Genomic DNA, 21,509 nt, shown 5'->3' with positions numbered 1-21,509 from the left:
ACGTCTGCCCTCGTCCGCAAGGGCCCACGGTGATGTCAGTAGGAATCCGTCAGCCGGCCGCGAGCGGTCAGGTGTCGGGGCATTGAAGGGTGGATTCGTCGTAAGTGCAGGGCAGCGGGGGGTTGCCGTACGGTGTGTCGATCTCCTGGGTGATCGCGAACCTCGTGAGCTCGTCCCCGGCCAGCGCGCCGTTGAAGACCCATACGTCGTCGATCAGGCCGGTGAAGTACTCCCGGTTGGCGCCGGCGTCGCTGGTCTGGCCGTCGGCGAGGCGGCGGCCGATCTGCACGGGCCCGGTGGCGTTGAAACCGGTCACGCCGGCCTTGGCAGAGGTGTTGGTCTCGCTGGCGTCCAGAGTTCCGTTGACGTAGAGGGCCATGGTGCCGGTGGCGGCGTCGTAGGTCAGTGCCAGGTGGTCCGGGCCGGAGTTGGTGCAGACGTTGCAGGACTGGCCGTGGTAGGCGGTGAGCCGGACCGGGTCGTCGCCGTCCTTGTCCGGCATCTCGATCTCCCACTTGCCGATGTACTCGTCGGCCGGGTCGTCGCGGTCGGGATCCCAGTTGGGGTTCTTGGCGACGCGGGGGTTGAACCGGACGGTGAACGCGCTCTGCTTGGTTCCGGCGGCGGAGAACACCGTCATCGGGACGGTGGGCTTGGCCGCGTCCACCCAGCCGGCGACGGTGAAGCTGCCGTCGGTGCGCACGACCTGCCCGGTGTCCGCCCATTCGCCGCCGTCGGTGCCGGCGCCGTCCAGTTGCAGGCACTGGCCGGTCAGCTGGACGCAGGTCTCCTCGTCCGTCTTGATCTCGGCGCCGCCGTGCAGGGTGAGGCCGTGGCCGGCGCCGGAGTCGTCCGGGACCGCCACGTTCTGGCCGGCCGGGGCGTTGAGCCGCCAGCGCGCCCAGGCGGTGGGCCGGTACCAGCCCGCCACGTTCTGCGCGGACACGGCCCGGTCGAACACCCGGACGTCGTCGATCTCGCCGTTGAAGTACTCGGCCGGACTGCCCGCGTTGAGGGTGCGGCCCATGGCGAACTTGCCGCGGCTGGTGGTCCAGGCCGACATGTCCGCGGTGCCTGGAGTGTTCTGCGGCTTGCCGTCGACGTACAGGGTGAGCTTCTTGGCGGAAGCGTCGTGGACGGCGACGAGGTGGGTCCACTGCCCGACCCGCACCTGCTCGTCGGACAGGACGGTCGTGACAGTGGCGTCCGCGCCCTCTTTGGAGCGGACGACGGCGGCCCACTTGTTGGTCCAGTTCGCCTGGCCGCGGGTGCCGCCGAAGTACTTCAGCTGGAGCGCCGCCTGGGTCTGGCCGTCCTGGCTGACGATGGTCTGGTAGCCCTCGTCCTTGTTGAGCTTCGCCCAGACCGAGACCGAGAAGCTCTTGGCGGGGTTGATCAGCGGGACGCCCGTCTCGGCATATCCGAACGTGCTCGGGTCGTTGTCGGAGTTCAGCTTCAGCGCGTCCGAACCGACCCGTGCGGGGTTGCCGGTCGAGAAGTCCGTGCCGACCATGGTCGCGGTGTTCACCGAGGTGATCTTCCAGGTCTGGTTGGCGTCCTCCGGGTCACAGTCCCACTGGACGACGGTGGCGCCGTCGTCCTGCGAAGCGCTGAACACGTCCACGCATCGGCCGCTCCGCTTGGACACCAGCGCGAAACCATCACCCTGCTTCCGCTTCGTCCAGATCTGGTTCGTGGTGTCATAACAGCCCCACTGCCACACCTGGGCCCCATTGCCGTCGGCCCCGACGTCAGCGCACTTGTTGCTGTTGACGTTGACGATCTTGTAGTCGTCGCCGCCCATCGGATCCAGCCGCCACCGCTGACTCAGTTGACCGTCACACTCCTGCTGCACGGTCTTGCCCGTCGGACCGTTCTCGAGAGACCGCCCGGCGACGTCGAAGCACTTACCGCTGTGCGCGGCGACGAAGCTGTAGGTGTTGTTGACCGAGGTGATCTTCCAGGTCTGGTTGGCGTCCTCCGGGTCGCAGTCCCACTGGACGACGGTGGCGTCGTTGTCCTGCGAAGCGCTGAACACGTCCATGCACCGGCCGCTGCGCTTGGACACCAGCGCGAAACCATCACCCTGCTTCTGCTTCGTCCAGATCTGGTTCGTGGTGTCATAACAGCCCCACTGCCAGACCTGCGCACCATTCCCATCAGCGCCGACGTCCGCGCACTTGTTGCTGTTGACGTTGACGAGCTTGTAATCGTCCCCGCCCATCGGACTCAGCCGCCACCGCTGACTCAGATGACCATCGCACTCGAACTGCACGGTCTTACCCGTCGGCCCGTTCTCCGTCGTCCGCCCGCTCACGTCGAAACACTTACCGCTGTGCATCGCGACGATCTGGAAGGTGTCGCTGCCGATGATCTCGTTGAGCAGGACCTTGGAGCCCTTGGGGTCGTCGAGCCGCCAGTGCGCCTCCTCGGCGGTCATGTTCCGGACGCGGAACTGGTAGGTGAGGGCATTGCCCTGGCGGCCCGCCCGGTCCACCGCCCAAACGTTCAGTTTCCAGTCGCCCTTGACGTCCGGTGTCTTGGAGAAGGTGCACTGGGTCGCAGTGCATCCGGGCGACGGGGCCGTGCCCAGGTTCTTCCACTCGATCGGCTGGGCGGCCCCGCCCGGCGGCGTGAACTGCAGGCCGAACTTGGCGAGCGGCTCGCTATCGGTGGCGGCGGCGATGGTGAAGTCGCCTGCCTGGCCGACACCGTCGTGTTCGGCACTGTCGGCGGGGTACTTGGCAGAGGTGATGGTGGGCGCCTTCGGAGCGGCGTCATCGTAGACGAACCAGCACTTGTGGCCCTGACCGCCGACCGTGGTCGGGAAATCGCTCCAGACGCCGGAGCCCTGCCAGTTGCGCCAATCGTCGTTCTCCAGGTTGTCCTTGAAGTCGTGACCGCGGACCGCCCACGCGATCGGGATGTTCTTGGGAATGGCGCGCGAGCTTGCCAGACTGGACAGCGACTTGGTGAACGTCGTTCCCGAGTTGCCTCCACCCGAATACAGCGGTGTGGAGTCGGGTCCGAGCCCGCCGGCGCCGATGCGCCACTGGAAGCCCGCGCCGTTGGCGTCCCCCCAGCCGACGAGGAACTCGGCCTGGACGCGGTCGCTGCTCTGCGGGTCAGTGATCTTGGCGGACATCGTCGGCCACACCCGCACGTACGGCTTGGCCGCGTCGTTCGCGCCGCAGGGGTAGTAGCCGCCCTCGGCCAGCAGTTGGACGTTGGTGGGCGCCTTCGGCGGCAGGTTGTACAGCACGCGCAGCACCGCGTCGTTGTTGAACCGCTTCCAGTAGGCGGTGGAACTCTCGCTGCCGGCCTTCATGCCCAGCCACAAGGTGCCGCCGCCCTTCGCGGCGTTCTGCACTTCCTCTTTCAGCCGCGCGTCCTGCAGCAGGACCGTGTTGTTGGCGCAGCCGACGCCCTCGTTCCCGTAGTTGAAGCTCTTCTCGACGAGCTTGCGCTGCCAGAACCCGGAGGCGTTCTGGGTGCTCCAGCTGGTGGAGCCGCTGACTCCCTTGGTCTTCCACACCTCGGCTTCGGCGGGCGTGCAGTTGTAGGCGCCGGTCTGGTACGGCTTGAACTCGACCGTCAGGATGTTGGTGTTCATGACCGCCGAAGGCAGCACGAACTTGTAGAACAGACGCTTGGTGATGGTTCCGCCGCACTGGCCGCCCATGTAGGGGTCGCTGTCAGAGCAGTACCCCATTCCCTCGTCCTCCCACGAGGCGTCGCTGTACTTGGTGGAGACCATCACCGCGGCGGACTCGCCCGGCCCCTGCCAGTCCGGGTCGATGTAGAGCGGATATGTCGTAGCCGGTCCGGTGAGCAGTCCCGGATCGGGGACCAGATTCAGCGTCCCCCGTCCCACGGACGTCTTGATGCGGGCCCGCTTCACTCCATCGGCCGGTGTCTCAGCGGCGCGGGCGCGCTCGGCGAGCGTGGTCTTGCGGACGCCGTTGGCGGCACCCTTTCCAGATGAGTCCCACATCATGGGCTCGGCGGCCTTGAAGACCGTCCCGCCGGCAGCCTGGTCCACTACTCGGAGACCGCCGGCCTTGTCGGGCTGCACCTGCATCCGATCGGCCTTCAGGCCCATCTGGATCTGGGCCAGCCTCGGATCCTTGGCGGCGGCCGGGGTCTTGACCACCAGCACATGGCTGAATCCGCTGGGCTTGGCGCGCAGGACCAGGTCCACGTCGGGGAGGACGTTCTGGTAGGTCGCCGATTCCCCGTCCAGGACCGGCGCCGGCAGCGTGCCGAACGGCCATGCGAGGGACATCTTCCGCCCGGCACGGGTCATTGTCACGAACGGACCGCTGCCACCGCCGGAGAAGGCCAGACCAACGGTCGTCGCGCCGGGAGCGAGCGTCCCATCGGAGCTCCGACGCAACCTGGTGTCGATGGCGACCCACTTCCCGTCACGCAGGGTGCGGACAGGGCGGGCGCTCAGCGTCGCCTCCAGGCGGCCGTCGGGCAGGGCGCGCACCTCGCGTTGGGGGCCGGTCATCGAGGTGACGGTGACGGGTCGCTTCGTCTTCAGCGCGGTCGTCACCGCCTCACGCTGAGAGGGCACCGCCTGCGGCGCCTCCTTCGCCTGAGCTGCGGAAATGGGGGCGGCGACTCCAGGAAGCGGCACCAGCGACAACGGCAGCGCCAAAGCGAGCGCCGTAGCCGCAGCGGCTACGGTGAATGGCCGACTTCGGACGAGATTGGACCTGGACTTTTGCGCCAGAAAACGACCCAAAAAGGCCACAGAGGTCTCCCGCCCACATAAAGCCCCAATAAAGTCGCTTTAACGTAACGTGACCGATCGCGGCACGGAAGAGTCAGAACGATCAAGCAATTGTGATCTACATCACTCGAACCTCGGTAACCCGACCCTATGACCTGCACGTCCTTGCCGAAACAGTTCACGCCGACAATCACGAACCACCACTGAGAGTGACAGTTACCAGCAAGTAATATCGCAGGAGCGATCATCGAATGGAATCCGGATTGTGCTTCCAGGGCAGGCCTTTATTCTTTTTTCGAGTGCGCGAACTCGATAGCGACTTCCAGATCGTCGACCTGTGCCTCGGGTTCCCACAGAATTCGCAACCGGACGGCGCGCTGGGCAACGTTCGCTCGCCGTTTACTCCTGTGGCGTGGAACGGAGCGAGCGTGACGATCGCTTGTCGCCGGGGGAGTCGGCGGGTTAGAGGCCTAGGTGAGGGAGTTCGCTACGAGAGGAGACGCCCAGTTTCGGGTAGGCGCGGTACAGGTGGTGGCCGATGGTGCGCGGGCTCAGGAACAGCTGAGCCGCGATGTCGCGGTTGGACAGGCCCTGGGCGGCCAGCCGGACGACCTGCAGTTCCTGCGGGGTGAGCCGGTCGAGGGCGGAGTCGTCGCGGGTGCTGGTGCCCGCCTCGCCGGTCGCCCGGAGTTCGGCCCGGGCACGTTCGGCCCACGGCGCCGCGCCCATCCCCTCGAAGGTCTCCAGCGCCGGACGCAGAAGCGAGCGCGCCTCGGCCTTGCGTTGGGCCCGGCGCAGCCACTCGCCGTACAGGAGCTCGGTCCGCGCCCGCTCGAACGGCCGGCCGCCTTTGGCGTGCGCCCGCACCGCCTCGGCGAAGTACCGTCCGGCGTCCTCGGCCGTGGTCAGGAGCGCGCGGCAGCGGAGCAGGACGCCCGCCGCCCACGGCTGCTCCGACGCGACGCTCCAGCCCTCGAACCGCGCGAGCGCCTCGTCCGCCCGCTCCGGCTGCCCGGCGCGGACGGCCGCCTCGACCTGGTCGCCCGCGAAATGGACCAGGTTCATCAGGCCGAGCGGGCCGTCTCCGGTTCCGCGGGAGGCCGCCTCCAGCCGGTCGAGGGCGCGGGCGTGCCGGCCGTGGCCGAGGTCGAGCAGGGCGAGCGCCATCGAGCCCCAGGCGGCGGTGCGGGCGATCCCGGCCGTCCGGGCGCGGGCGACGGCCGGTTCGGCGAGGGAGCGGCAGGCGTCCTCGTCCCCGGCGAGCGCCGCCGCCCAGGCCAGCACGCAGCGCAGGTGGTCGACGCGGTGGAGTTGCCCGGTGCTCTCGGCGAGCCGCACGCCCTCTTCCGCGTGGACGACGGCGTCCCTGCGGCGGCCGAGGAACATCTCCGTCACCGCCAGGTGCTCCAGTGCGTTCGGCAGCCAGCCGATCTGCCCGGCGTCGCGCGCGTCGGCGACGAGCGGCTCGTAGATCGCCAGTGCCGCCTCGTCGTCGCCGGTCAGCATGCCCATCGCCCCGGCGATCACCCGCTCCCCGGTGCCGGTCACCCCGCCGCGCCCGGCCTCGGCGAGCAGGACGCGCATGCGCGGCATCGCCTCGGCCGGGTCGCCCGCCATGAGCCGGGCGAGACCGCCGAGCGCCACCGCGCCGGGTGTTTCGCCGACCACGTCGAGCAGCCGGTCGGCGGCGCGGCGGGCGAGCGCGGGATCGCCGCCGAAGTAGCTGTTCCGGACGGCCTCCGCCAGCATCCGCGCGGCCTCGGCCGGCCGCCGGTCCGCGATCGGGTCGGCGCCCGTGAGCAGGATCGCCGCGGCGGCGAGCGGTGACCCGCGCTCGAACTCGACTCCGGCCCGCACGTGGGCCAGTCGTGCGGTGAGCGCGGTGTCGACGGTGGCCCGGCCCGCGCGGCGCGCGATCTGCGCCGCCCGCGCGAGGTCGCCCGCCAGCAGCGCGGCCTCGGCCGCGCCGACGAGCCGGCCGGCCTGCCGCGCCGGGTCGGGGGTCAGCTCGGCCGCGCGCTCCAGGGCGGCGGTCTGCGCGGCGTACCCGCCCCGCGCGGCGGCCTGCTCGGCGGTGTCCGCCAGCCCGGCGGCGATCGGCTCGTCCGGCCCGGTCGCCGCCGCGGCGAGATGCCAGGCCCGGCGGTCGGGGTGCTGTTCGCCGAGCGCCTCGGCGAGCGCCCGGTGCGCGGCCAGCCGGCGGGCCAGCGGCGCCTCCTGGACGACCGCCGCCCGCACGAGCGGATGCTTGAAGGCCGCCGCCATCCCGGTGAACGACAGCAGGCCCGAGCGTTCGGCCTGCTCCAGCGCGGACGGCGGGGCGCCGAGGGCCGCCGCCGCACGCAGGACGACGTCGAGGTCGCCGGCCTCCTCGACGGCCGCGACGAGCAGCAGCGTGCGGGTCCCCTCGTCCAGCCGGGCGGCCTGCGCGCCGAACGCGCGGCGCACCCGGTCGGTGAGCGGCAGCGCGCCGAGGTTGTACGACAGCGGCGGTATCGCGCCTCCGCGCTGCTCGGCGGTGAGCGCGGCGGGCAGCTCGATGATCGCCAGCGGGTTGCCCTCGGACTCGGCGAGGACCCGGTCCCGGACGTGCGCCGCGAGGTCGGCGGCGTGCTCGGCGAGCAGCGCGGCCGACGCCCGGCCGTCCAGCCCCCACAGCGGCAGCTCGCGCATCCCGTCCAAGCGGGTGCGGCCGCCGCGGACGGCGAACAGCAGGACCACGCCCTCGCGCTGCACCCGTCGTGCGGCGAAGGTGAGCGCCTCGGCGGACGCCTGGTCGAGCCACTGCGCGTCGTCCACGACGCACAGCAGCGGGGCCAGGTCGGCGAGCAGCGACAGCACCGCGAGCCCGACGAGCAGCGGGCCGTCCTGCCCGGCGGGACCGAGCCCGAACGCGCTGCGCAGCGCCGCGGCCTGCCGCTCGGGGAGGACGTCGACCCGGTCGAGGACGGGCCCGAGCAGCAGGTGCAGCCCGGCGAACGGCAGCTCCGCCTCGGACTCGATCCCGGCGGTGCGGAGGACGCGCAGCCCGTCCGCCCGCGCGACGGCGTACTCCAGCAACGCGGACTTGCCGATGCCCGGCTGGCCCCGCAGCACCAGGGCTCCGCTGCGTCCGGCGCGGGCCTCGTCGAGCAGTCCGTCGAGAACGCCCTGCTCCGCCTCGCGACCGACCATCATGAGAGGAACGTACTGAGGTCGTGCGCGTCCGCGCCGACCAGGTACCGGTAATTCGACCGATTCCTCGGCATCACCCGCTCCGTAGCGTTCTGACCAGCAGGAAGACCAACGCGAGGAGAGCACGATGACCGTAGGGGTTCCCGGCTATTCGACCGCCGAGCGGGACCGGCGCTGGGCGCTGGCGCGCGAGCTGATGGACGCCGAGGGCGTCGAGGCGCTCGTGGTGTACGGCGAGCACGAGTCGAGCGGTCCCGCGCCGTTCGCGCCGGACGTCTACTTCACCAACGAGCGGCCCGGCGCCATCGTGGTGTTCCCCCGGGACGCCGACCCGGTCTCGCTGGTGTGGTCGCCGATGCACGTCGCCGACCACATCGAGGCGCGCCGCCGCGGTGAGGCGTGCTGGACCGAGCCGCGCAACATGCGGGTCGCCAAGCACGCGCCCGGCGTGGTCGAGGTGCTCAAGGAGCACGGCCTGGAGCGGGCGGCGATCGGCGTGATCGGCTTGGAGCCGTACCCGCCGTTCCACTTCAACCCGATCATGCCGTACGGGCTGTGGTCGACGGTTCTGGAGCAGCTCCCGGACGCGACGTTCAAGCCCGTCTGGCTGAGCTTCCTGCTCCGGACGCTCGTCCAGTCGGAGGAGGAGCTGGCCGCGCTCCGCCACGCGGCGGACGCCGGCGAGGCGATGGCGGCGGCGATGCTGGAGGCGGCACGGCCCGGCGCGACCGAGGCGGACGTGTACGCGGCGGGCATGGCCGCCGGGTTCCGCCTCGGCGTCGCCGCGCCGGGCATGCTGATCCAGTCCGGGCCGGGCTTCGCCTGCTGGGGTCCGCCGGTGTGGTCCTACCGGCCGCAGGCGCCGCGGGTCATCGAGGACGGCGACGTGATCCTGGCGGAGGTGTTCAGCTCCTACGGGATGCGCGAGTCCCAGCACCAGGTCGCCATCGCGGTCGGCGACGTCCACTCGGACATCGAGCAGGCGGCCAAGGCGGCGCGCGCCTCCTACGACGCCGGGGTGGCGGCGACGCGGCCCGGCGCCACCTTCGGCGACGTCGTCGCCGCGATGAAGCAGCCCGTGGAGGACGCCGGAGGCTGGAACGTGCACCCGCTCGTCCACGGCCTCGACCCCTACGGGACCGTCTGCGGCTTCGGCGGCGGCCTGCGCGAGCTGCCCGAGGCGGCGGAGTACGGCCTGCTCACCGAGGTGCCCACCATCGGCAGCGACCTCCCCCTGGCCCCCGGGATGGCGTTCGCGTTCGAGCCGAACTGCGTCCTGAACGGCCGCCTGGCCAACCTCGGCGGCACCGTGGTCGTCGGCGAGGACGGCGCCGTCGAGCTGAACACCCTCACCACCGACCTCCTCCGCGCCTGACCCCCTGCCCCGCCGGGTTCCAGGCCCGGCGGGGCAGCGTGGGCGGGCTCGTCGTGTTATCGCCTCACTTCTGGGTGGACGGTGCTTGCGGAATCGGGGAGCCGAGGCGGTGGAAGTCTTCGATGGGGACGCGTGCCTCGTCGAACAGGGCCGGGCCGTCCTGCGGCACCGTCGGCCAGGTTCCCGACGGGTTGAGTTCGATGAGCTGCTCGGTGGCGAGGGCGTAGACGACGCGGCCGAGCCCCGAGCGGGCGATGCCGCCGGTGCACATGCCGCAGGGCTGGCAGCTGGTGTACATGGTGGTGTCCGCCGCGGTGCGCGAGTCGAGTTCGCGGGCCGCCCAGCGGGCCAGCTTCAGTTCCGGGTGGGCGCTGATGTCGTTGTCGCGCTTAACCGTGTTGTGGGCTTCGACAAGGATCGTCCCGTCCGGGCCCACCAGGAGGGAGCCGTACGGGGCGTCGCCCACAGTGACGGCGTGGGCCGCGATGGCGATCGCACGCCGCAGGAAGCCTTCGTCGGCAGGGGTGATCATGATCTTGTGCTCCAGTGGGTGGCCACGGCGGTGAGCGCCTTCCAGGCCTCTTCGGGCCTGCGAGTTTCCTCCGGGTCACCGCTGAAGGGGTCGAGGACGACGGTCTCGGCGCCCAGCGAGCGGAGCTGGTCGAGATCGTCGAGGATCTGGTCGATGGTGCCGACACCGGCGAGCCGCTCTCCGTCCTCGACGGGCTTGGCGGTCAGTCGCAGGACGATGCGGGGCACGAACGCGGGCGGCGAGTGCTCCGCCAAGGCCGAGCGAAGCCACGGGAGGGTCCTCCGCAGCGGATGCCAGGGGTGGCCGAAGCGGATGGCGCGCCGGATCGCCACGTTGCTGTTCCCGCCGACCCAGATGGGCACGGAGGGGCCGGCGTCTCCACCGTCCGCGGGCAGGGTGTCCCTCAGGACCGTCAGGTATTCGTCCATCAACCTGCCGCGCTCGGCGAACGGCACGTCGAGCGCCTCGAACTCCTGGCGCGCCCAGCCGACGCCCACACCGAGCACAAGCCTGCCGCCGCTCAGCTCGTGGAGGTTGCCGGCCATGCGCGCCACCAGGAGCGGATGCCGGTAGGGCAATATGAGCACGGTCGTGCCCAACCGCACCCTGGTGGTGATGCCGGCCATCCAGGACAGCGTGGTGAACGGCTCGTAGAACGGCTCCGGGTACTGCTCGGCCACGTCCGGGGTGATGGCCACGTGATCCGACATCATGAGCAGGTCGAATCCGAGCCCCTCCACGACCCCTGCCCACTCGCGCAGCACGCCGGGATCGGTTCCAGGTCCAAAGTTCGGTACGTTCACGCCGAGTTGCATCCCGCGAGGCTATCCCGGCCTGTGACAACGACGGAACCGATTGTTACCGGCCATATCGACGTTTTCCCGGGGATCTGCCGGTAAAGTCGCGGAATGACCGCGAATCTTGATGACGTCGACTGGGCGATCATCGACCAGCTGCAGCAGGACGCGCGGATCTCCCTCAGCGAGCTGGGACGGCGCGTGAACCTCAGTGCGTCGGCCACCACCGAACGGGTGCGGCAACTGGAGGCGCAGGGCGTCATCACCGGTTACCAGGCGACGGTCGATCTGGCCAAGGTCGGCTACCCCGTCCTCGCCCTGGTCCGGCTGAAGTACCCCGGCAACCATCACCAGCCGCTGCGCCGCCTGCTCGCCGAGCGCCGCGAGATCCTGGAGTGCCTGCGCACCACCGGAGACGACTGCTACACGCTGAAGGTGGCCGCGACCTCCATGGCGCACCTGGAGCAGCTGATGGACGAGCTGGCCGGCTTCGGCAGCACGACCACCAGCGTCGTCTACAGCCAGACCCTCCCCTACCGAGGCCCCGCCCGCCCCTGACCGCCGAGCGATCCGCAGCGCTCGTTCAGGTGATTGTGGGGCGGGCGGGGCGGGGGGCGGTTATGGCGATTACTGCCATGTCGTCGTGACGGCCGGGGCCGATCCACTCGGCGGCGAGCATGTGGACCCGCTCCACCAGTGCCTCCGGGGGCATGCCGCCGCACGGGGGCAGCTCGGCGCGCAGGCGGTCCTCGCCGAACATCTCGTCGCCCAGCGGTCCGCCGACGGCCTCGGTGATCCCGTCGGTGTACAGCAGGCAGGAGTCTCCGGGTTCGAGCGTCACCTCCGCGGTCGTCGAGTCGATGTCCTCCAGGACGCCGATCAGAGAGCCGCCGGTCCGGGCCGGTTCGACCGTCCCGTCGGTCCGGACGATCAGCGGAGTGGGGTGACCGGCGCTGGTCAGCCGCAGCCGGACCTGCTCGCCCTGCCTGCGGGCCGAGGCGAGCACGAGGGTGACGAACCTCGTCGAGTCGGTTTGCAGCAGCGTCCCGTTGAGCAGTTCCAGCACGCGCCGGTGGTCGGCCGCCATCGGCAGCAGGGCCCGCAGCGTGTTGCGGATCTTGCCGGTGAGCACCGCGGCCTCCAGGCCCTTGCCGCACACGTCGCCCACCACCACGAGCGACTCGGCATCCGGGTCGGAGGCGTCGGCGGGGTAGATGTCGTAGAAGTCGCCGCCGACCAGGTCCTCGTCGCCGGACGGCCGGTAGCGCGCCGCCAGCTCCACGCCCTCCAGCTCCTGGGTGCGCGGCGGCAGCAGGTCGCGCATCAGCGTGGCGGTGATGGACGCCTGCTCCGCGTACAGCCGGGCGGCCGACAGGGCCGCGCCGGCACGGCTCGCGAACAGGCGGGTGGTCCGCTCCTCCCCCTCCGAGAACCCCTCGGGGGCGAACCGGCGCATCAGTATCAGCGCCCCGGCCGCGACCCCGTGGCCCGGAAGCGCGATCACCACCATGGCGGCGGGCTCCCCCAGCTCCGGGGACGCGATCCAGTCGGGGGCGGTGCGGGGATCGATCCAACGCGGGGGCACCGGCGGAAAGGCCCGCATCGCCTCGGCCAGACCCACGACGTCTGCCGGGTCGATCACCAGTTCCTCCCGCTCGACCCGCCCGTCGGGCCCGCAGCGGGCGACGGGGTGGCCCGGCCTCCCGGAGCGCGGGCCGATCACCACGGCCGCGTCGGCCAGGTGCCGGGCCGCGAGCCGCACGGTCACCTCCATGCACCGGTCCGGGTTGAGCGACGACAGCAGCTTGCTGGACGCCTCGGCGAGGAAGGCCTGCCGCCCCCGCTCGACGGCCAGTTCCCTGGCCAGCCGCGTCTGCTCGGTGACATCGACGAGCCACCAGGCCGTCGGGCTCCCCCACGCCCCGTCCACCGGCACGGGATGGGCGTCGAACACGCGGTCGCCGATCGGTCCGCAGGCGACCGCGTCCGGGCCCGGCCGGCCGGCTCCCGGCCCCGCGAGCTCGGCTCGTGCGGCCAGGGAAGGGCCGTCGAGCGACCGCTGGGCGTCGCGCAGCCATCCCGGCACGACGTCGGCGGGCGCTTCCCCCGGCGGTACGCCCAGCAGCAGACGCGCGGCGTCATTGAGCTGGACGACGGCCCCCGACGGGTCGAGGGTCAGGACCGCGTAGGGAGCGGACTGCAGCACCGGGTCGATCACGTCCCGCGGGCCGCCTTCACGCTGAGTCGGTCGCATCGCACCACAGCCTCCAGTGGGGCTCTCCTTCCTGATCTCGAACACCCGTACAGGCCTCCCTGCCGGAAGCGGTCACCAGGCCTTCGGCGGCCCGGCTCTCTCTTCCGGGTCCGTGAGCCGGGCGATGTCCTCGTCGGCGGTGCCGTGCAGCCGGCCGGCCAGGTCCGCCAGCGCCCGCGCCACGGCGAGTTCGTCGCCGATCTCCGCCACCTCGGGATCGACGGGGTTGCGGCGTGCCCGGCCGTCCCCGGCCGTGTGCTCGTCGCCGCCGCTGAACAGCACCGCATGCGCGCGCGTCTCCCGGTCGTCCTCGCTGATGTAGATCCCTAAGCTCCACTGCTTCGTTCTCACGACGGCCCCCCTCTCGCAGCGTTCCCATCTCCATCGTCGGGTCGGCTCGAGCGCCCGCATAGAGGCGGAGGTCCCGACCCCGAACGGCCGAATGACCTGCGGCGACGCCGGGAGCGTCAGGTCGAGTCCGTGAGCCGGGTGCGGCAGAGCCACCAGGCGTTCATGGCGCCGAAGGTGCTGAACGGGTCGACGCCCGTCACCTCGGCGAAACGCTGGATCCGGTTGCGCACCGTGTTCGGGTGCACGAACAGCCTCGCGGCCGCGGCGGTGACGTCCCGGTCGCATTCCAGCCAGGCCAGGACGGCATGCGCCACCGGCTCGGCATTGGGTCCGAGCGCCGCCCAGGCGGGCAGGTGGTGGTCGAGCAGCACCGCGGCGAGGTCCGCCCGTTCCGTGAGCGCGGCCAGCACCGCCACGTCGGCGATGTGGACCACTCCCCTCCGCCCGGCGGACTCGGCGGCGGCCAGGGCGGCGGCGGCCAGGCGCCGTACCGGCGCCAGTTCCTCCGGCTCGGCGGGACCGGCGAGCCCGGCCGCGATCCCGGCGGCCGCGAGCGCGCGGGACGGGGTTCGGGGAAGCACCCCGACGAGCAGGTCGTTCACGACCGCGCACAGGACCGGCGGATGCTCCCGCAGGGCCCGTTCCGCCACGGCGGCGTCGTCGCGCCGGGCGACGAGCACCCACAGCCCGCCGGTGGCCGGCAGGCCCGCCTCGGCGACGGCCAGGGCGGCCGCCGAGCCGCCCTGGAGCAGGCGCCGCAGGATCGCCGCGTCCCGGTCGCCCGGCCGCGGGTCCGCGCCCGCCCGCGTGGCCCGGTGGGAGGTGATCAGCCGGGACCGGACGGCCTCGGCCCAGTCGTCGTACAGCTCCCGTGCGTCCAGCAGCCGGTCGGGGGCGACCCCCTCGGCGCGGGCGATCTCCCGGGCCCGGGCCCAGATCGCGCGTTCGGCGACATGGACGGCGGCGAGCACCGCCTCGATCGGTATGCCCTGCCGGGCGCGGGTGACGCCGAGCTCCTCCACGAACGACAGCTCGGCCTCGGTGGGGCCGCGCCGGGCCGCCAGCGCCCGGGTCGCCGCGGCCAGGAGCGCGCGGGTGTGCCCGGCGATGTCGGACGGGGGCAGCGCCGCGACCTCCCGCACCGTCGTGCGAACGCCGACGATCACCGAAGGCAGCAGGTCCTCCTCGCCCACGACCCGCTCGATGAGGTCGATCACCGCCGGCCAGCCGTCGGGTGCGTCCATGGCGCTCATGCTGCCCTGCCATGTGGCGGCCCACAACCTGGGCCGGGAACGGCGTGCCGTGGCCCATGTCCAGGCCGGTGGAGCAGGCCCTACGGTTTGGCGAGCGCCACAACGTGCCGAGGAGGAACGCCATGGCCCCGCCCCGCCGCGTCGCCGTGATCGGCGCAGGAGCAGCCGGCCTCGCCACGCTGAAGGCCCTCCTCGACGCCGGCTGCGAGGCCGTCGCGTACGAGAAGGGCGACCGGCCCGGCGGGCTGTGGGCCAGGGACAACAGCAGCGGGCTCTCCCCGGCTTACGCTTCGCTGCACCTGAACACCAGCAAGGGCCGCACGGAGTTCGCCGACTTCCCGATGCCCGCGGAATGGCCCGACTACCCGTCGGCCGACCACATCGCCGGCTACCTGGCCGACTATGCCGGAAGGTTCGGGCTCACGCCGCACATCCGCTTCCGCAACTCCGTGACCCGTGTCGACCGCGGCGAAGCGTGGACGGTGACGACCGAATCCGGGGACGTGGAGCGGTACGACGCCGTGGTCGTCGCCAACGGCCACAACTGGGATCCGCGCTTCCCGGAGCCGATGTATCCCGGGACGTTCGACGGCGTCCAGATGCACGCCCACGGCTACCGCACCGCCGACGTCTTCCAGGGCAAGCGGGTTCTCGTCGTCGGGATGGGCAACTCCGCCATGGACATCGCCGTGGACGCCTCGTACACGGCCCGGGGCCCGGTGCTGCTCTCGGCCCGGCGAGGCGTCCACATCGTCCCGAAGTACCTGTTCGGCCGCCCGTCGGACGCGACCGGCGGCGCCCTCGCCGTCCTGCCGTGGCGGCTGCGCCAGCGCGTCGCCGAGACCATGCTGCGGCTGGCGGTGGGCACCCCGCAGAGCTACGGCCTCCCGGCTCCCGCCGGGGGCCTGTTCCAGAACCACCCCACGATCAGCGACACGATCCTGCACCGCCTCACCCACGGCGAGGTGGCCGCGCGCCCCGGGATCGACCGCCTCGACGGGGACCGGGTCGTCTTCACCGACGGGACCGCCGACCCGGTCGACCTGATCGTGTGGGCCACCGGCTACCGGGTGAGCATCCCGTTCCTGTCCCCGCGCTGGCTGGGGCCCGACCCGGAAGGGCTGCCGCTCTACAAGCGGGTCTTCCATCTGGAAGACCCCAGCCTGGCGTTCGTCGGCCTGATGCAGTCCACGGGCGCGGCGCTTCCCGTGGTGGAGGCCCAGGCGAGACTGGCCGCCGCGTACCTGTCGGGCTCCTACGCCTTGCCTCCGGCCCACGAGCAGCGACGCGCCGTCGCCCGCGCCCTGCGCGCCGCCGTCAAGCGCTGGGGCGAGAACGCCCGGCCCCACATGCGCATCGACTTCGACCAGTACGTCGCCGACCTGCCCCGCGAGATCGCGGCCGGCCGCGCCCGCCTCGCCCGCGGCGCGCGCCCGTTCACTCCCAAGGAGACCCTCGTATGAGCACCCGCCGCGACCCCCTCGGCATGCGCGTCCTCGTCACCGGCGCGTCCGGGACGTTCGGCCGGGCGATGTGCGCCCGGCTGAGCGAACTCGGCGCCCGCGTCGTCGGCCTGGACCTGGAGCCCCGCGAGGACGACCCGGTCACGGTCCTGGCCTGCGACATCACCGACGACGACGCCGTCCCGGCCGCGGTGGCCGAGGCGATCGACCGGCTCGGCGGCCTCGACCTGCTGATCAACAATGCCGGGATCGGCGGGCCCGCCCCCGCCGAGCTGCCGCCGGGCGCGGAGGTCCGCCGCCAGCTCGACGTCAACCTGCTCGGCACCTGGCGGGTGACCGCCGCATGCGTGGACGCCCTCGTCGCCTCCCGCGGCCGGGTCGTCATGGTCTCTTCGCGGATGGCCGTCATGCAGCTGCCGCTGGCGGCCGCGTACGGCGCGTCCAAGCGCGCGCTGGTGGCGTACGCGGACGCGCTCCGCCTGGAGATCGGCACACATGTCGACGTCACCTGCGTGTACCCGTCCGCCGTGCGGAGCCCCATCCACGACTCGACGGCCGCCGCCGGGCTCTCGCTGGAGGGCATGAGCCGGTACGAGCCCCTGGAGGGCGTCGTCCGCACCGTGCTCCGCGCCGCCCTGGGCGGACGCCCGCGCCGCGACCTGCCGACCACCCGGCGGGGAGCCGTCGAGTTCTTCCTCGCCCGCCATCTGCCCGCCCTGACCGACCGGATCGTCGCCGGCACGCTGGCCGGCCGGGTCCGCTCCGGCGCGTTCCAGGGCGCCGAGCTGGCCGCCGGGGTCATCGCGCGTCACCGGTCAACCAGATGACCACGTCCCGCGAAGAGGGGATCCGCGCCGGGAGGGCCGCCCCCTCGATCCAGGGGCCTCAGGACGCGGTATGCGCGGAGAGCCACTCCACCAGAGGACGGAGGTCGCGCCAGGCGTCGCGGACCGCGGGCAGGGCCTGCGCTCCGGTGGTCTTGGTCTTCGGGATGCGCTTCTCGGCGCCCAGGTTCTTGTAGCGGATCAGCTCGATGCGCGGGTGGTCGGCCTTGTAGCCGCGGGGCTGGGTCTTGACCCGTTCGCCGACCAGGGAGAACCCCTGGTCGAGCAGCCGGTCCACGATCTTCTGCGCCTCGGGGCCCGACTTGTCGTCGTCGACGGCGGCCCGGTAGGCGGCGACGCCCTCGGAGGAGAAGGCGTGGAAACCCGCGCCCACGAACAGGCCGTCGGCGCCGAGCTCCAGGTAGTAGCCCGCTGGGCCGTCGCCGCCCACGGTGGCGCTCTGGCTCGTCTTGTAGGGCGACTTGTCCTTGCTGAACCGGGTGTCGCGCTGCGGCCTGAACAGCTTGCCCGCCCCGAACTCCTCTTCCAGCTCCTCCAGCAGCGCCTGCATCGGTCCGCGCACGGCGCTGTCGTAGTCGGCCTTGTGCGCGTGCCAGTGCTCGCGGGTGTTGTCGGCCTCCAGCTCCTTGTAGAAGTCGAAGGCCTTGCGGGGGATGCCGTCGAAGGCCATCGATTCCTCCTTCCTCACAGCAGGGCGGCGAAGCGCTCGACCACCTCGGCGGCCTGGGCGGCGTTCAGTCGGGGGTCACAGGCCGTACGGTAGTGCGGCAGTGCGGGCGGCGCCCGGAACGGCTTCGGTGTGGTGGTGCACTCGGTGACGTCATCGGGGGTCATCTCCAGATGCAGTCCCGCCGGATGCCTCCGGCGGGCCCGCATGACGCGGACGAACGCCACGATCTCGTCCAGGATCGCCTCCATGAGCCGGGTCTTCGGGCCCGCGCCGATGCGCGTCGTGTTGCCGTGCATGGGGTCGCACAGCCACACGACCGGCCTGCCCCGCCTGCTCACCTCCTCCACCAGCTCGGGCAGGAGGCCGCGCACGCGCGTGCTGCCGAGGCGGACGATGAAGACCAGCCTGCCGTCCTCGCCGTCGGGGTTGAGCAGGCGGGTGAGCCGCACGGCCTGCGCGGGGCTGATCACGGGCCCGATCTTGACGCCGACGGTGTTGACGACGGAACGCGCGAAGGCGACGTGCTCGCCGTCGGGCCGGCGGGTGCGGTCCCCGATCCACAGGGAGTGGGCCGAGGAGGCGTAGTCGCCGCGCACCTGCGGGCGCTCGTAGTCGAGCAGCAGCGCCTCGTGGGAGACGTAGGCCCGCTCCAGCGGCGGCCGCCCCGCCCAGGAGTCGCGCACCACCCCCAGCACCCGCTCCGCGCATTCGCGGGCGCGCAGGAGCCGGGTCGGATCGGGATGGCGGGCTCGCGAGTCGGCGGCGGGGCTGTTGACGGCGTCGCCCCGGTAGGACGGGACGAGGGTGCCGTCGGCGATGCGCTCGTAGGGGGACGAGCGGGGCTTGCCGTACTGGCCGGCCAGGCGGCCCAGCGGGACGGCCGGGCTCCCGGTGGCCGAGCGGATCACCTCGGCGAGGCCGTAGAGCTGCGCGAGCTTGGCGCGCACCTCGGCGGGACCGGACTCGCGGAAGCGCTCGGCGCAGTCGCCGCCCTGCAGGAGGAAGCCGCCGCCACGGGCGACGCGGGCCACGGCCTGGCTGAGCCGGACGCACTCCGCCCGCGTGACCAGCGGCGGCATGTCGCGCAGGGTGCCGGTGACATGGTCGAGCAGCGCCGGGTCGCCCCAGTCGGGTTGCTGCGCGACCTTGCTGATCACGGCGACGCTTCCTGGAGCCGGGCCTTGTCGACCTTGCCGACCGGTGTGAGCGGCAGTCCCGGGACGACGACCACACGATCCGGGATCTTGTAGGCGGCCACGCCGCGCTCGCGCATGAAGGCGGCGACCGTCTGCAGGGTGGGCGGCTCGTCACGGGCGACGATGTAGGCGCAGGTGCGCTCGCCGAGGTAGGGGTCGGGCACCGGGACGACGGCGGCGGCCCGCACGTCCGGGTGGGCCAGCAGGTGCTCCTCGACCTCGTCGGCGGGCACCTTGTCGCCGCCGCGGTTGATGACGTCCTTGATCCGGCCGCAGATGACCAGGTGGCCCGTCTCGGTGCGGCGGGCCAGGTCGCCGGTGCGGAAGAACCCGTCGGGGGTGAAGGCCCGGCTGTTGTGCTCCTCGGCGCGGAAGTAGCCCCGTATCGTGTACGGCCCGCGGACGAGCAGTTCCCCGGCCTCACCCGCCGGCACCTCGGCGCCGGTCTCGTCCACGACGCGGACCTCGTCGTACTCCGAGAGCGGCTTGCCCTGGACGGTGGTCACCAGCTCCGGCGGGTCGTCCGGGGGGCTCTGGCTGAGCAGCCCCTCGGCCATGCCGAACGACTGCTGCACCGGTCCGAGGCGCGCGCGGACGTCGCGGGCCAGTTCGGGGCTGACGCCGGCGCCGCCGAGCTGCACCAGGCGTAGGCTCGCGAGCCGGTGCCGGGTCCAGGAGGCGGCGTCCGCCCACAGCCGCGCGAGGGACGGCACCAGGCCGGTGACGGTGACGCGCTCCCCCTCGATGACGGGGAACGCGTCGTCCGGGCTCGGCGTCGGGCAGAGCGCGACGCCGCCGCCCGCGTACAGCGTGCCCAGCACGCCGGGGCAGCCGAGCGCGTAGTTGTGCGCGATGGGCAGCGCGGCCAGGTAGACGTCGTCCGGACCGAGGCGGGCGTTGCGAGCGCTGAGCCTGATGTTGCACAGGTAGTCGTCGTGGGTGCGCGGGATCAGCTTGGCGCGTCCGGTGGTGCCGCCCGACAGCAGGAAGAAGGCCACGTCGCCCGGTTCGGGCGGCGGGAGCTCGGCGGGTTCGGCGTAGAGCGCCGACAGCGGGGTGAACTCCTCCGGCTCGCCGGCGACGATCACGTGCCGCGGGCCGCGGATCTCCCTGGCCAGCGCGCGGTGGTCGAAGCCCTGGTGGACGGCGGGGACGACGTAGGCGGCGGCTTCGGTGTGCGCGGCCAGGTGCCCGATCTCGTCGCGCCGGTGCGGGGGCAGTGCGAGCACCGGGGCGGCGCCCAGCGCCAGCAGGGCGAACAGCGTGTCGACCAGTTCCGGCGTGTTGGGCATCTGCACGATCACCCTGTCGCCGCGCCGCAGTCCCAGGCCGTGGAATCCCGCGGCCAGGCGGGCGGCGCGCTCGGCGAGCTCCCGGTACGTGCGGCGGGTGCCGCCCGAGACCAGGGCGGTGCGCTCGCCGTGGGCGCGCAGCAGGACGTCGAGGGTCTGGCCGGTCCACAGGCCGAGCTCGCGGTAGCGCTCCGCGGTCTCCGCGGGCCAGGGCGTACATCCGGGGATCATCGAATCCTCCTCACGGCGCCACCCGCACCACGCGCCAGCCTTCCTCGTGGCGGCGGTAGCGCAGGCGGTCCTGGATCTCGTCGGCCCTGCGCTGCCAGAACTCCATCTCCTCCGGAGTGAGCCGGTAGCCGCCCCAGTGGGCCGGACGCGGGATCTCCTGGCCGGTGAAGCGTGCGCGCTCGGTGTCGAAGCGCTCGCGCACGGCCTGGCGGTCATCGATCTCGGCACGCTGGTCACTGCTCCAGGCCAGCAGCTGGATGCCGCGGGGCAGGGTGGCGAAGTAGGCGTCGGACTCCACGTCGTTCAACCGGCTGACCGGGCCCTCGGCCCTCACCTGGCGCCCCTTCTCCAGCCAGCCGAAGCAGAGCGCGGCCACCGGGTTGACGGCCACGTCGGAGGCCTTGCGGCTCCCATGGCCGGTGAAGAAGACGAAGCCGTGGTCGACGTAGGCCACGTCCACCCACCGGGCCGAGGGGCGGCCCCGGTGGTCGGCCGTGGCCAGGACGGCGGAGGCGGGAGGCATCTGCGCTTCGGCCGCCCGCTGCTCCTCCTGCCAGCGCGCGAACTGCTGCAGCGGGTCGGTCGGCAACTGAGTCGGCATTCTCTTGATCCCGTCATTCAGTGGTCTTCTAGACAATATTGCCTATAATCGGCCGCATGCAACAAGTCGCGCGCACTCTCATCGACCGCCACCGAGAAATCACCAGTCCCCGAACATTCCGTCTGCTCGGCATGGAATGGGATCTCCTGCCCGGCGTCTACGCGCCCCATCTGTCGCAGTCGTCGGCGCTGTACGCCGAATGGCTGCCCTATCCGCTGCACGGCTCGTTCTGCGAAGTCGGCTGCGGCACGGGCTACATCTCGGTGCTGGCTGCGCTGCGCGGCTGCGCCTCGGTGACCGCCCTGGACGTCAGCGAGGCGGCCGCCGAGAACACCCGGCTCAACGCCCGGCGGCACGGCGCCGGGTCGAGGGTCCGCGTGGCCTGCGGTGACATGTTCGAGCCGCTGACCAGCGAGGACAGGTTCGACGCCATCTACTGGAACTCCAACTTCGTCGAGGGCGAGCCGGCCGACGCCCTGGAGCGGGCCTTCTTCGACTCCGGCTATGCGGCGCACGAGGCCTTCTTCCGGGGCGCCGCCGCGCACCTGGAGCCGGGCGGCAGGCTGCTGCTGGGCTTCACCGATCTGGGCGACGAGCAGCGCGTGCGCACGCTGGCGGCCGCGCACGGCTGGCGCCCCGCATTGCTGCGCGCCGCGAAATGCGCCGCCGAAGAAGGGCATATCGAATACCGGCTCCTCGAATTCACGCGGGCCGGTTGAACCGCTCCGGCCGGGCCT

Annotated in this window: 16 protein-coding genes; 5 read left to right on the top strand and 11 right to left on the bottom strand. The window is 72.1% G+C overall.

Translation table 11 applies throughout. From position 1 onward, the window contains the following. Positions 1 to 67: 67 nt before the first annotated feature. Positions 68 to 4,579, bottom strand: coding sequence for an RICIN domain-containing protein (locus AB0C21_RS11055; RefSeq protein ID WP_500203859.1), 4,512 nt, complete (start codon positions 4,577 to 4,579; stop codon positions 68 to 70). Between the two features lie 621 nt (positions 4,580 to 5,200). Beyond that, positions 5,201 to 7,915: a helix-turn-helix transcriptional regulator gene (locus AB0C21_RS11050; RefSeq protein WP_500203858.1), complete on the bottom strand. Its 2,715-nt coding sequence runs from the start codon at positions 7,913 to 7,915 to the stop codon at positions 5,201 to 5,203. Between the two features lie 124 nt (positions 7,916 to 8,039). Here AB0C21_RS11050 and AB0C21_RS11045 point away from each other — a divergent pair, with 124 nt between their 5' ends. Then, a complete protein-coding gene (locus tag AB0C21_RS11045; RefSeq protein WP_500203857.1) occupies positions 8,040 to 9,287 on the top strand; it encodes a M24 family metallopeptidase in 1,248 nt (415 codons plus the stop codon). A 64-nt stretch (positions 9,288 to 9,351) separates the two neighbouring features. Here AB0C21_RS11045 and AB0C21_RS11040 read toward each other — a convergent pair whose 3' ends face one another. Together AB0C21_RS11040 and AB0C21_RS11035 are read right to left on the bottom strand one after the other, a co-directional pair. Continuing rightward, a complete protein-coding gene (locus AB0C21_RS11040; RefSeq protein ID WP_500203856.1) occupies positions 9,352 to 9,819 on the bottom strand; it encodes a nucleoside deaminase in 468 nt (155 codons plus the stop codon). Next, a complete protein-coding gene (locus tag AB0C21_RS11035) occupies positions 9,816 to 10,634 on the bottom strand; it encodes an LLM class flavin-dependent oxidoreductase (RefSeq protein ID WP_500203855.1) in 819 nt (272 codons plus the stop codon). Before AB0C21_RS11035 ends, AB0C21_RS11040 begins: the two co-directional genes overlap by 4 nt. 93 nt (positions 10,635 to 10,727) lie before the next feature. Here AB0C21_RS11035 and AB0C21_RS11030 point away from each other — a divergent pair, with 93 nt between their 5' ends. After that, positions 10,728 to 11,174 carry an Lrp/AsnC family transcriptional regulator gene (locus AB0C21_RS11030; protein WP_149261388.1) on the top strand — a complete coding sequence of 149 codons (447 nt, stop codon included), beginning with the start codon at positions 10,728 to 10,730 and terminating at the stop codon, positions 11,172 to 11,174. 25 nt (positions 11,175 to 11,199) lie between these two features. On the opposite strand, the gene AB0C21_RS11025 is transcribed toward AB0C21_RS11030, so the two are convergent. From AB0C21_RS11025 to AB0C21_RS11015, 3 genes are all read right to left on the bottom strand, one after another. Further along, positions 11,200 to 12,870, bottom strand: coding sequence for a PP2C family protein-serine/threonine phosphatase (locus AB0C21_RS11025; RefSeq protein WP_500203854.1), 1,671 nt, complete (start codon positions 12,868 to 12,870; stop codon positions 11,200 to 11,202). Positions 12,871 to 12,942: 72 nt separating this feature from the next. Continuing rightward, complete coding sequence (locus AB0C21_RS11020; protein ID WP_500203853.1) at positions 12,943 to 13,221, bottom strand: dsRBD fold-containing protein; 279 nt, start codon at positions 13,219 to 13,221, stop codon at positions 12,943 to 12,945. Positions 13,222 to 13,337: 116 nt separating this feature from the next. Further along, positions 13,338 to 14,465 (bottom strand): RsbRD N-terminal domain-containing protein, encoded by a 1,128-nt coding sequence (locus AB0C21_RS11015; protein ID WP_500203852.1) that lies wholly within the window; start codon positions 14,463 to 14,465, stop codon positions 13,338 to 13,340. A 131-nt stretch (positions 14,466 to 14,596) separates the two neighbouring features. Between AB0C21_RS11015 and AB0C21_RS11010 the strand changes: the two genes are divergently transcribed. Further along, entirely contained in the window at positions 14,597 to 15,937 is a 1,341-nt protein-coding gene (locus tag AB0C21_RS11010) for a flavin-containing monooxygenase (RefSeq protein WP_500203851.1), read from the top strand. Next, on the top strand, positions 15,934 to 16,764 hold the full coding sequence (locus tag AB0C21_RS11005) for an SDR family NAD(P)-dependent oxidoreductase (RefSeq protein ID WP_500203850.1): 831 nt from the start codon (positions 15,934 to 15,936) through the stop codon (positions 16,762 to 16,764). Before AB0C21_RS11010 ends, AB0C21_RS11005 begins: the two co-directional genes overlap by 4 nt. A 58-nt stretch (positions 16,765 to 16,822) precedes the next feature. On the opposite strand, the gene AB0C21_RS11000 is transcribed toward AB0C21_RS11005, so the two are convergent. Genes AB0C21_RS11000 through pdxH form a run of 4 tightly spaced genes read right to left on the bottom strand, consistent with a single transcriptional unit; the run spans position 16,823 to position 20,772 of the window. Continuing rightward, positions 16,823 to 17,452, bottom strand: coding sequence for a DUF2461 domain-containing protein (locus tag AB0C21_RS11000; protein WP_500203849.1), 630 nt, complete (start codon positions 17,450 to 17,452; stop codon positions 16,823 to 16,825). 14 nt (positions 17,453 to 17,466) lie between these two features. After that, entirely contained in the window at positions 17,467 to 18,609 is a 1,143-nt protein-coding gene (locus AB0C21_RS10995) for a 3-deoxy-7-phosphoheptulonate synthase (RefSeq protein WP_500203847.1), read from the bottom strand. Further along, positions 18,606 to 20,171, bottom strand: a complete 1,566-nt coding sequence (locus AB0C21_RS10990) for a (2,3-dihydroxybenzoyl)adenylate synthase (RefSeq protein ID WP_500203846.1) — start codon at positions 20,169 to 20,171, stop codon at positions 18,606 to 18,608. Before AB0C21_RS10990 ends, AB0C21_RS10995 begins: the two co-directional genes overlap by 4 nt. A 10-nt stretch (positions 20,172 to 20,181) precedes the next feature. Next, on the bottom strand, positions 20,182 to 20,772 hold the full coding sequence (gene pdxH / locus AB0C21_RS10985) for a pyridoxamine 5'-phosphate oxidase (protein ID WP_500203845.1): 591 nt from the start codon (positions 20,770 to 20,772) through the stop codon (positions 20,182 to 20,184). Positions 20,773 to 20,828: 56 nt separating this feature from the next. Between pdxH and AB0C21_RS10980 the strand changes: the two genes are divergently transcribed. Beyond that, the gene (locus AB0C21_RS10980; protein ID WP_500203844.1) at positions 20,829 to 21,491 is read left to right on the top strand and encodes a methyltransferase; all 663 of its coding nucleotides are present in this window, start codon (positions 20,829 to 20,831) and stop codon (positions 21,489 to 21,491) included. The last annotated feature ends 18 nt before the right edge of the window (positions 21,492 to 21,509 follow it).

It is taken from the genome of Spirillospora sp. NPDC049024 (genome assembly GCF_040649235.1).
Lineage (GTDB): Bacteria > Actinomycetota > Actinomycetes > Streptosporangiales > Streptosporangiaceae > Spirillospora.
The sequence above is the reverse complement of the archived record's forward strand: the minus strand, read 5'-3'. Positions and strand labels throughout refer to the sequence as shown.

What these genes read in the sequence shown, in the direction of transcription:
- AB0C21_RS11010 (WP_500203851.1), top strand. Translation starts at nt 14,597, where the DNA reads ATGGCCCCGCCCCGCCGCGTCGCCGTGATCGGCGCAGGAGCAGCCGGC.
- AB0C21_RS11045 (WP_500203857.1), top strand. Translation starts at nt 8,040, where the DNA reads ATGACCGTAGGGGTTCCCGGCTATTCGACCGCCGAGCGGGACCGGCGC.
- AB0C21_RS10980 (WP_500203844.1), top strand. Translation starts at nt 20,829, where the DNA reads ATGCAACAAGTCGCGCGCACTCTCATCGACCGCCACCGAGAAATCACC.
- pdxH (WP_500203845.1), bottom strand. Translation starts at nt 20,772, where the DNA reads ATGCCGACTCAGTTGCCGACCGACCCGCTGCAGCAGTTCGCGCGCTGG.
- AB0C21_RS11015 (WP_500203852.1), bottom strand. Translation starts at nt 14,465, where the DNA reads ATGGACGCACCCGACGGCTGGCCGGCGGTGATCGACCTCATCGAGCGG.
- AB0C21_RS11050 (WP_500203858.1), bottom strand. Translation starts at nt 7,915, where the DNA reads ATGATGGTCGGTCGCGAGGCGGAGCAGGGCGTTCTCGACGGACTGCTC.
- AB0C21_RS10990 (WP_500203846.1), bottom strand. Translation starts at nt 20,171, where the DNA reads ATGATCCCCGGATGTACGCCCTGGCCCGCGGAGACCGCGGAGCGCTAC.
- AB0C21_RS11025 (WP_500203854.1), bottom strand. Translation starts at nt 12,870, where the DNA reads ATGCGACCGACTCAGCGTGAAGGCGGCCCGCGGGACGTGATCGACCCG.
- AB0C21_RS11005 (WP_500203850.1), top strand. Translation starts at nt 15,934, where the DNA reads ATGAGCACCCGCCGCGACCCCCTCGGCATGCGCGTCCTCGTCACCGGC.
- AB0C21_RS11035 (WP_500203855.1), bottom strand. Translation starts at nt 10,634, where the DNA reads ATGCAACTCGGCGTGAACGTACCGAACTTTGGACCTGGAACCGATCCC.
- AB0C21_RS11000 (WP_500203849.1), bottom strand. Translation starts at nt 17,452, where the DNA reads ATGGCCTTCGACGGCATCCCCCGCAAGGCCTTCGACTTCTACAAGGAG.
- AB0C21_RS11040 (WP_500203856.1), bottom strand. Translation starts at nt 9,819, where the DNA reads ATGATCACCCCTGCCGACGAAGGCTTCCTGCGGCGTGCGATCGCCATC.
- AB0C21_RS11030 (WP_149261388.1), top strand. Translation starts at nt 10,728, where the DNA reads ATGACCGCGAATCTTGATGACGTCGACTGGGCGATCATCGACCAGCTG.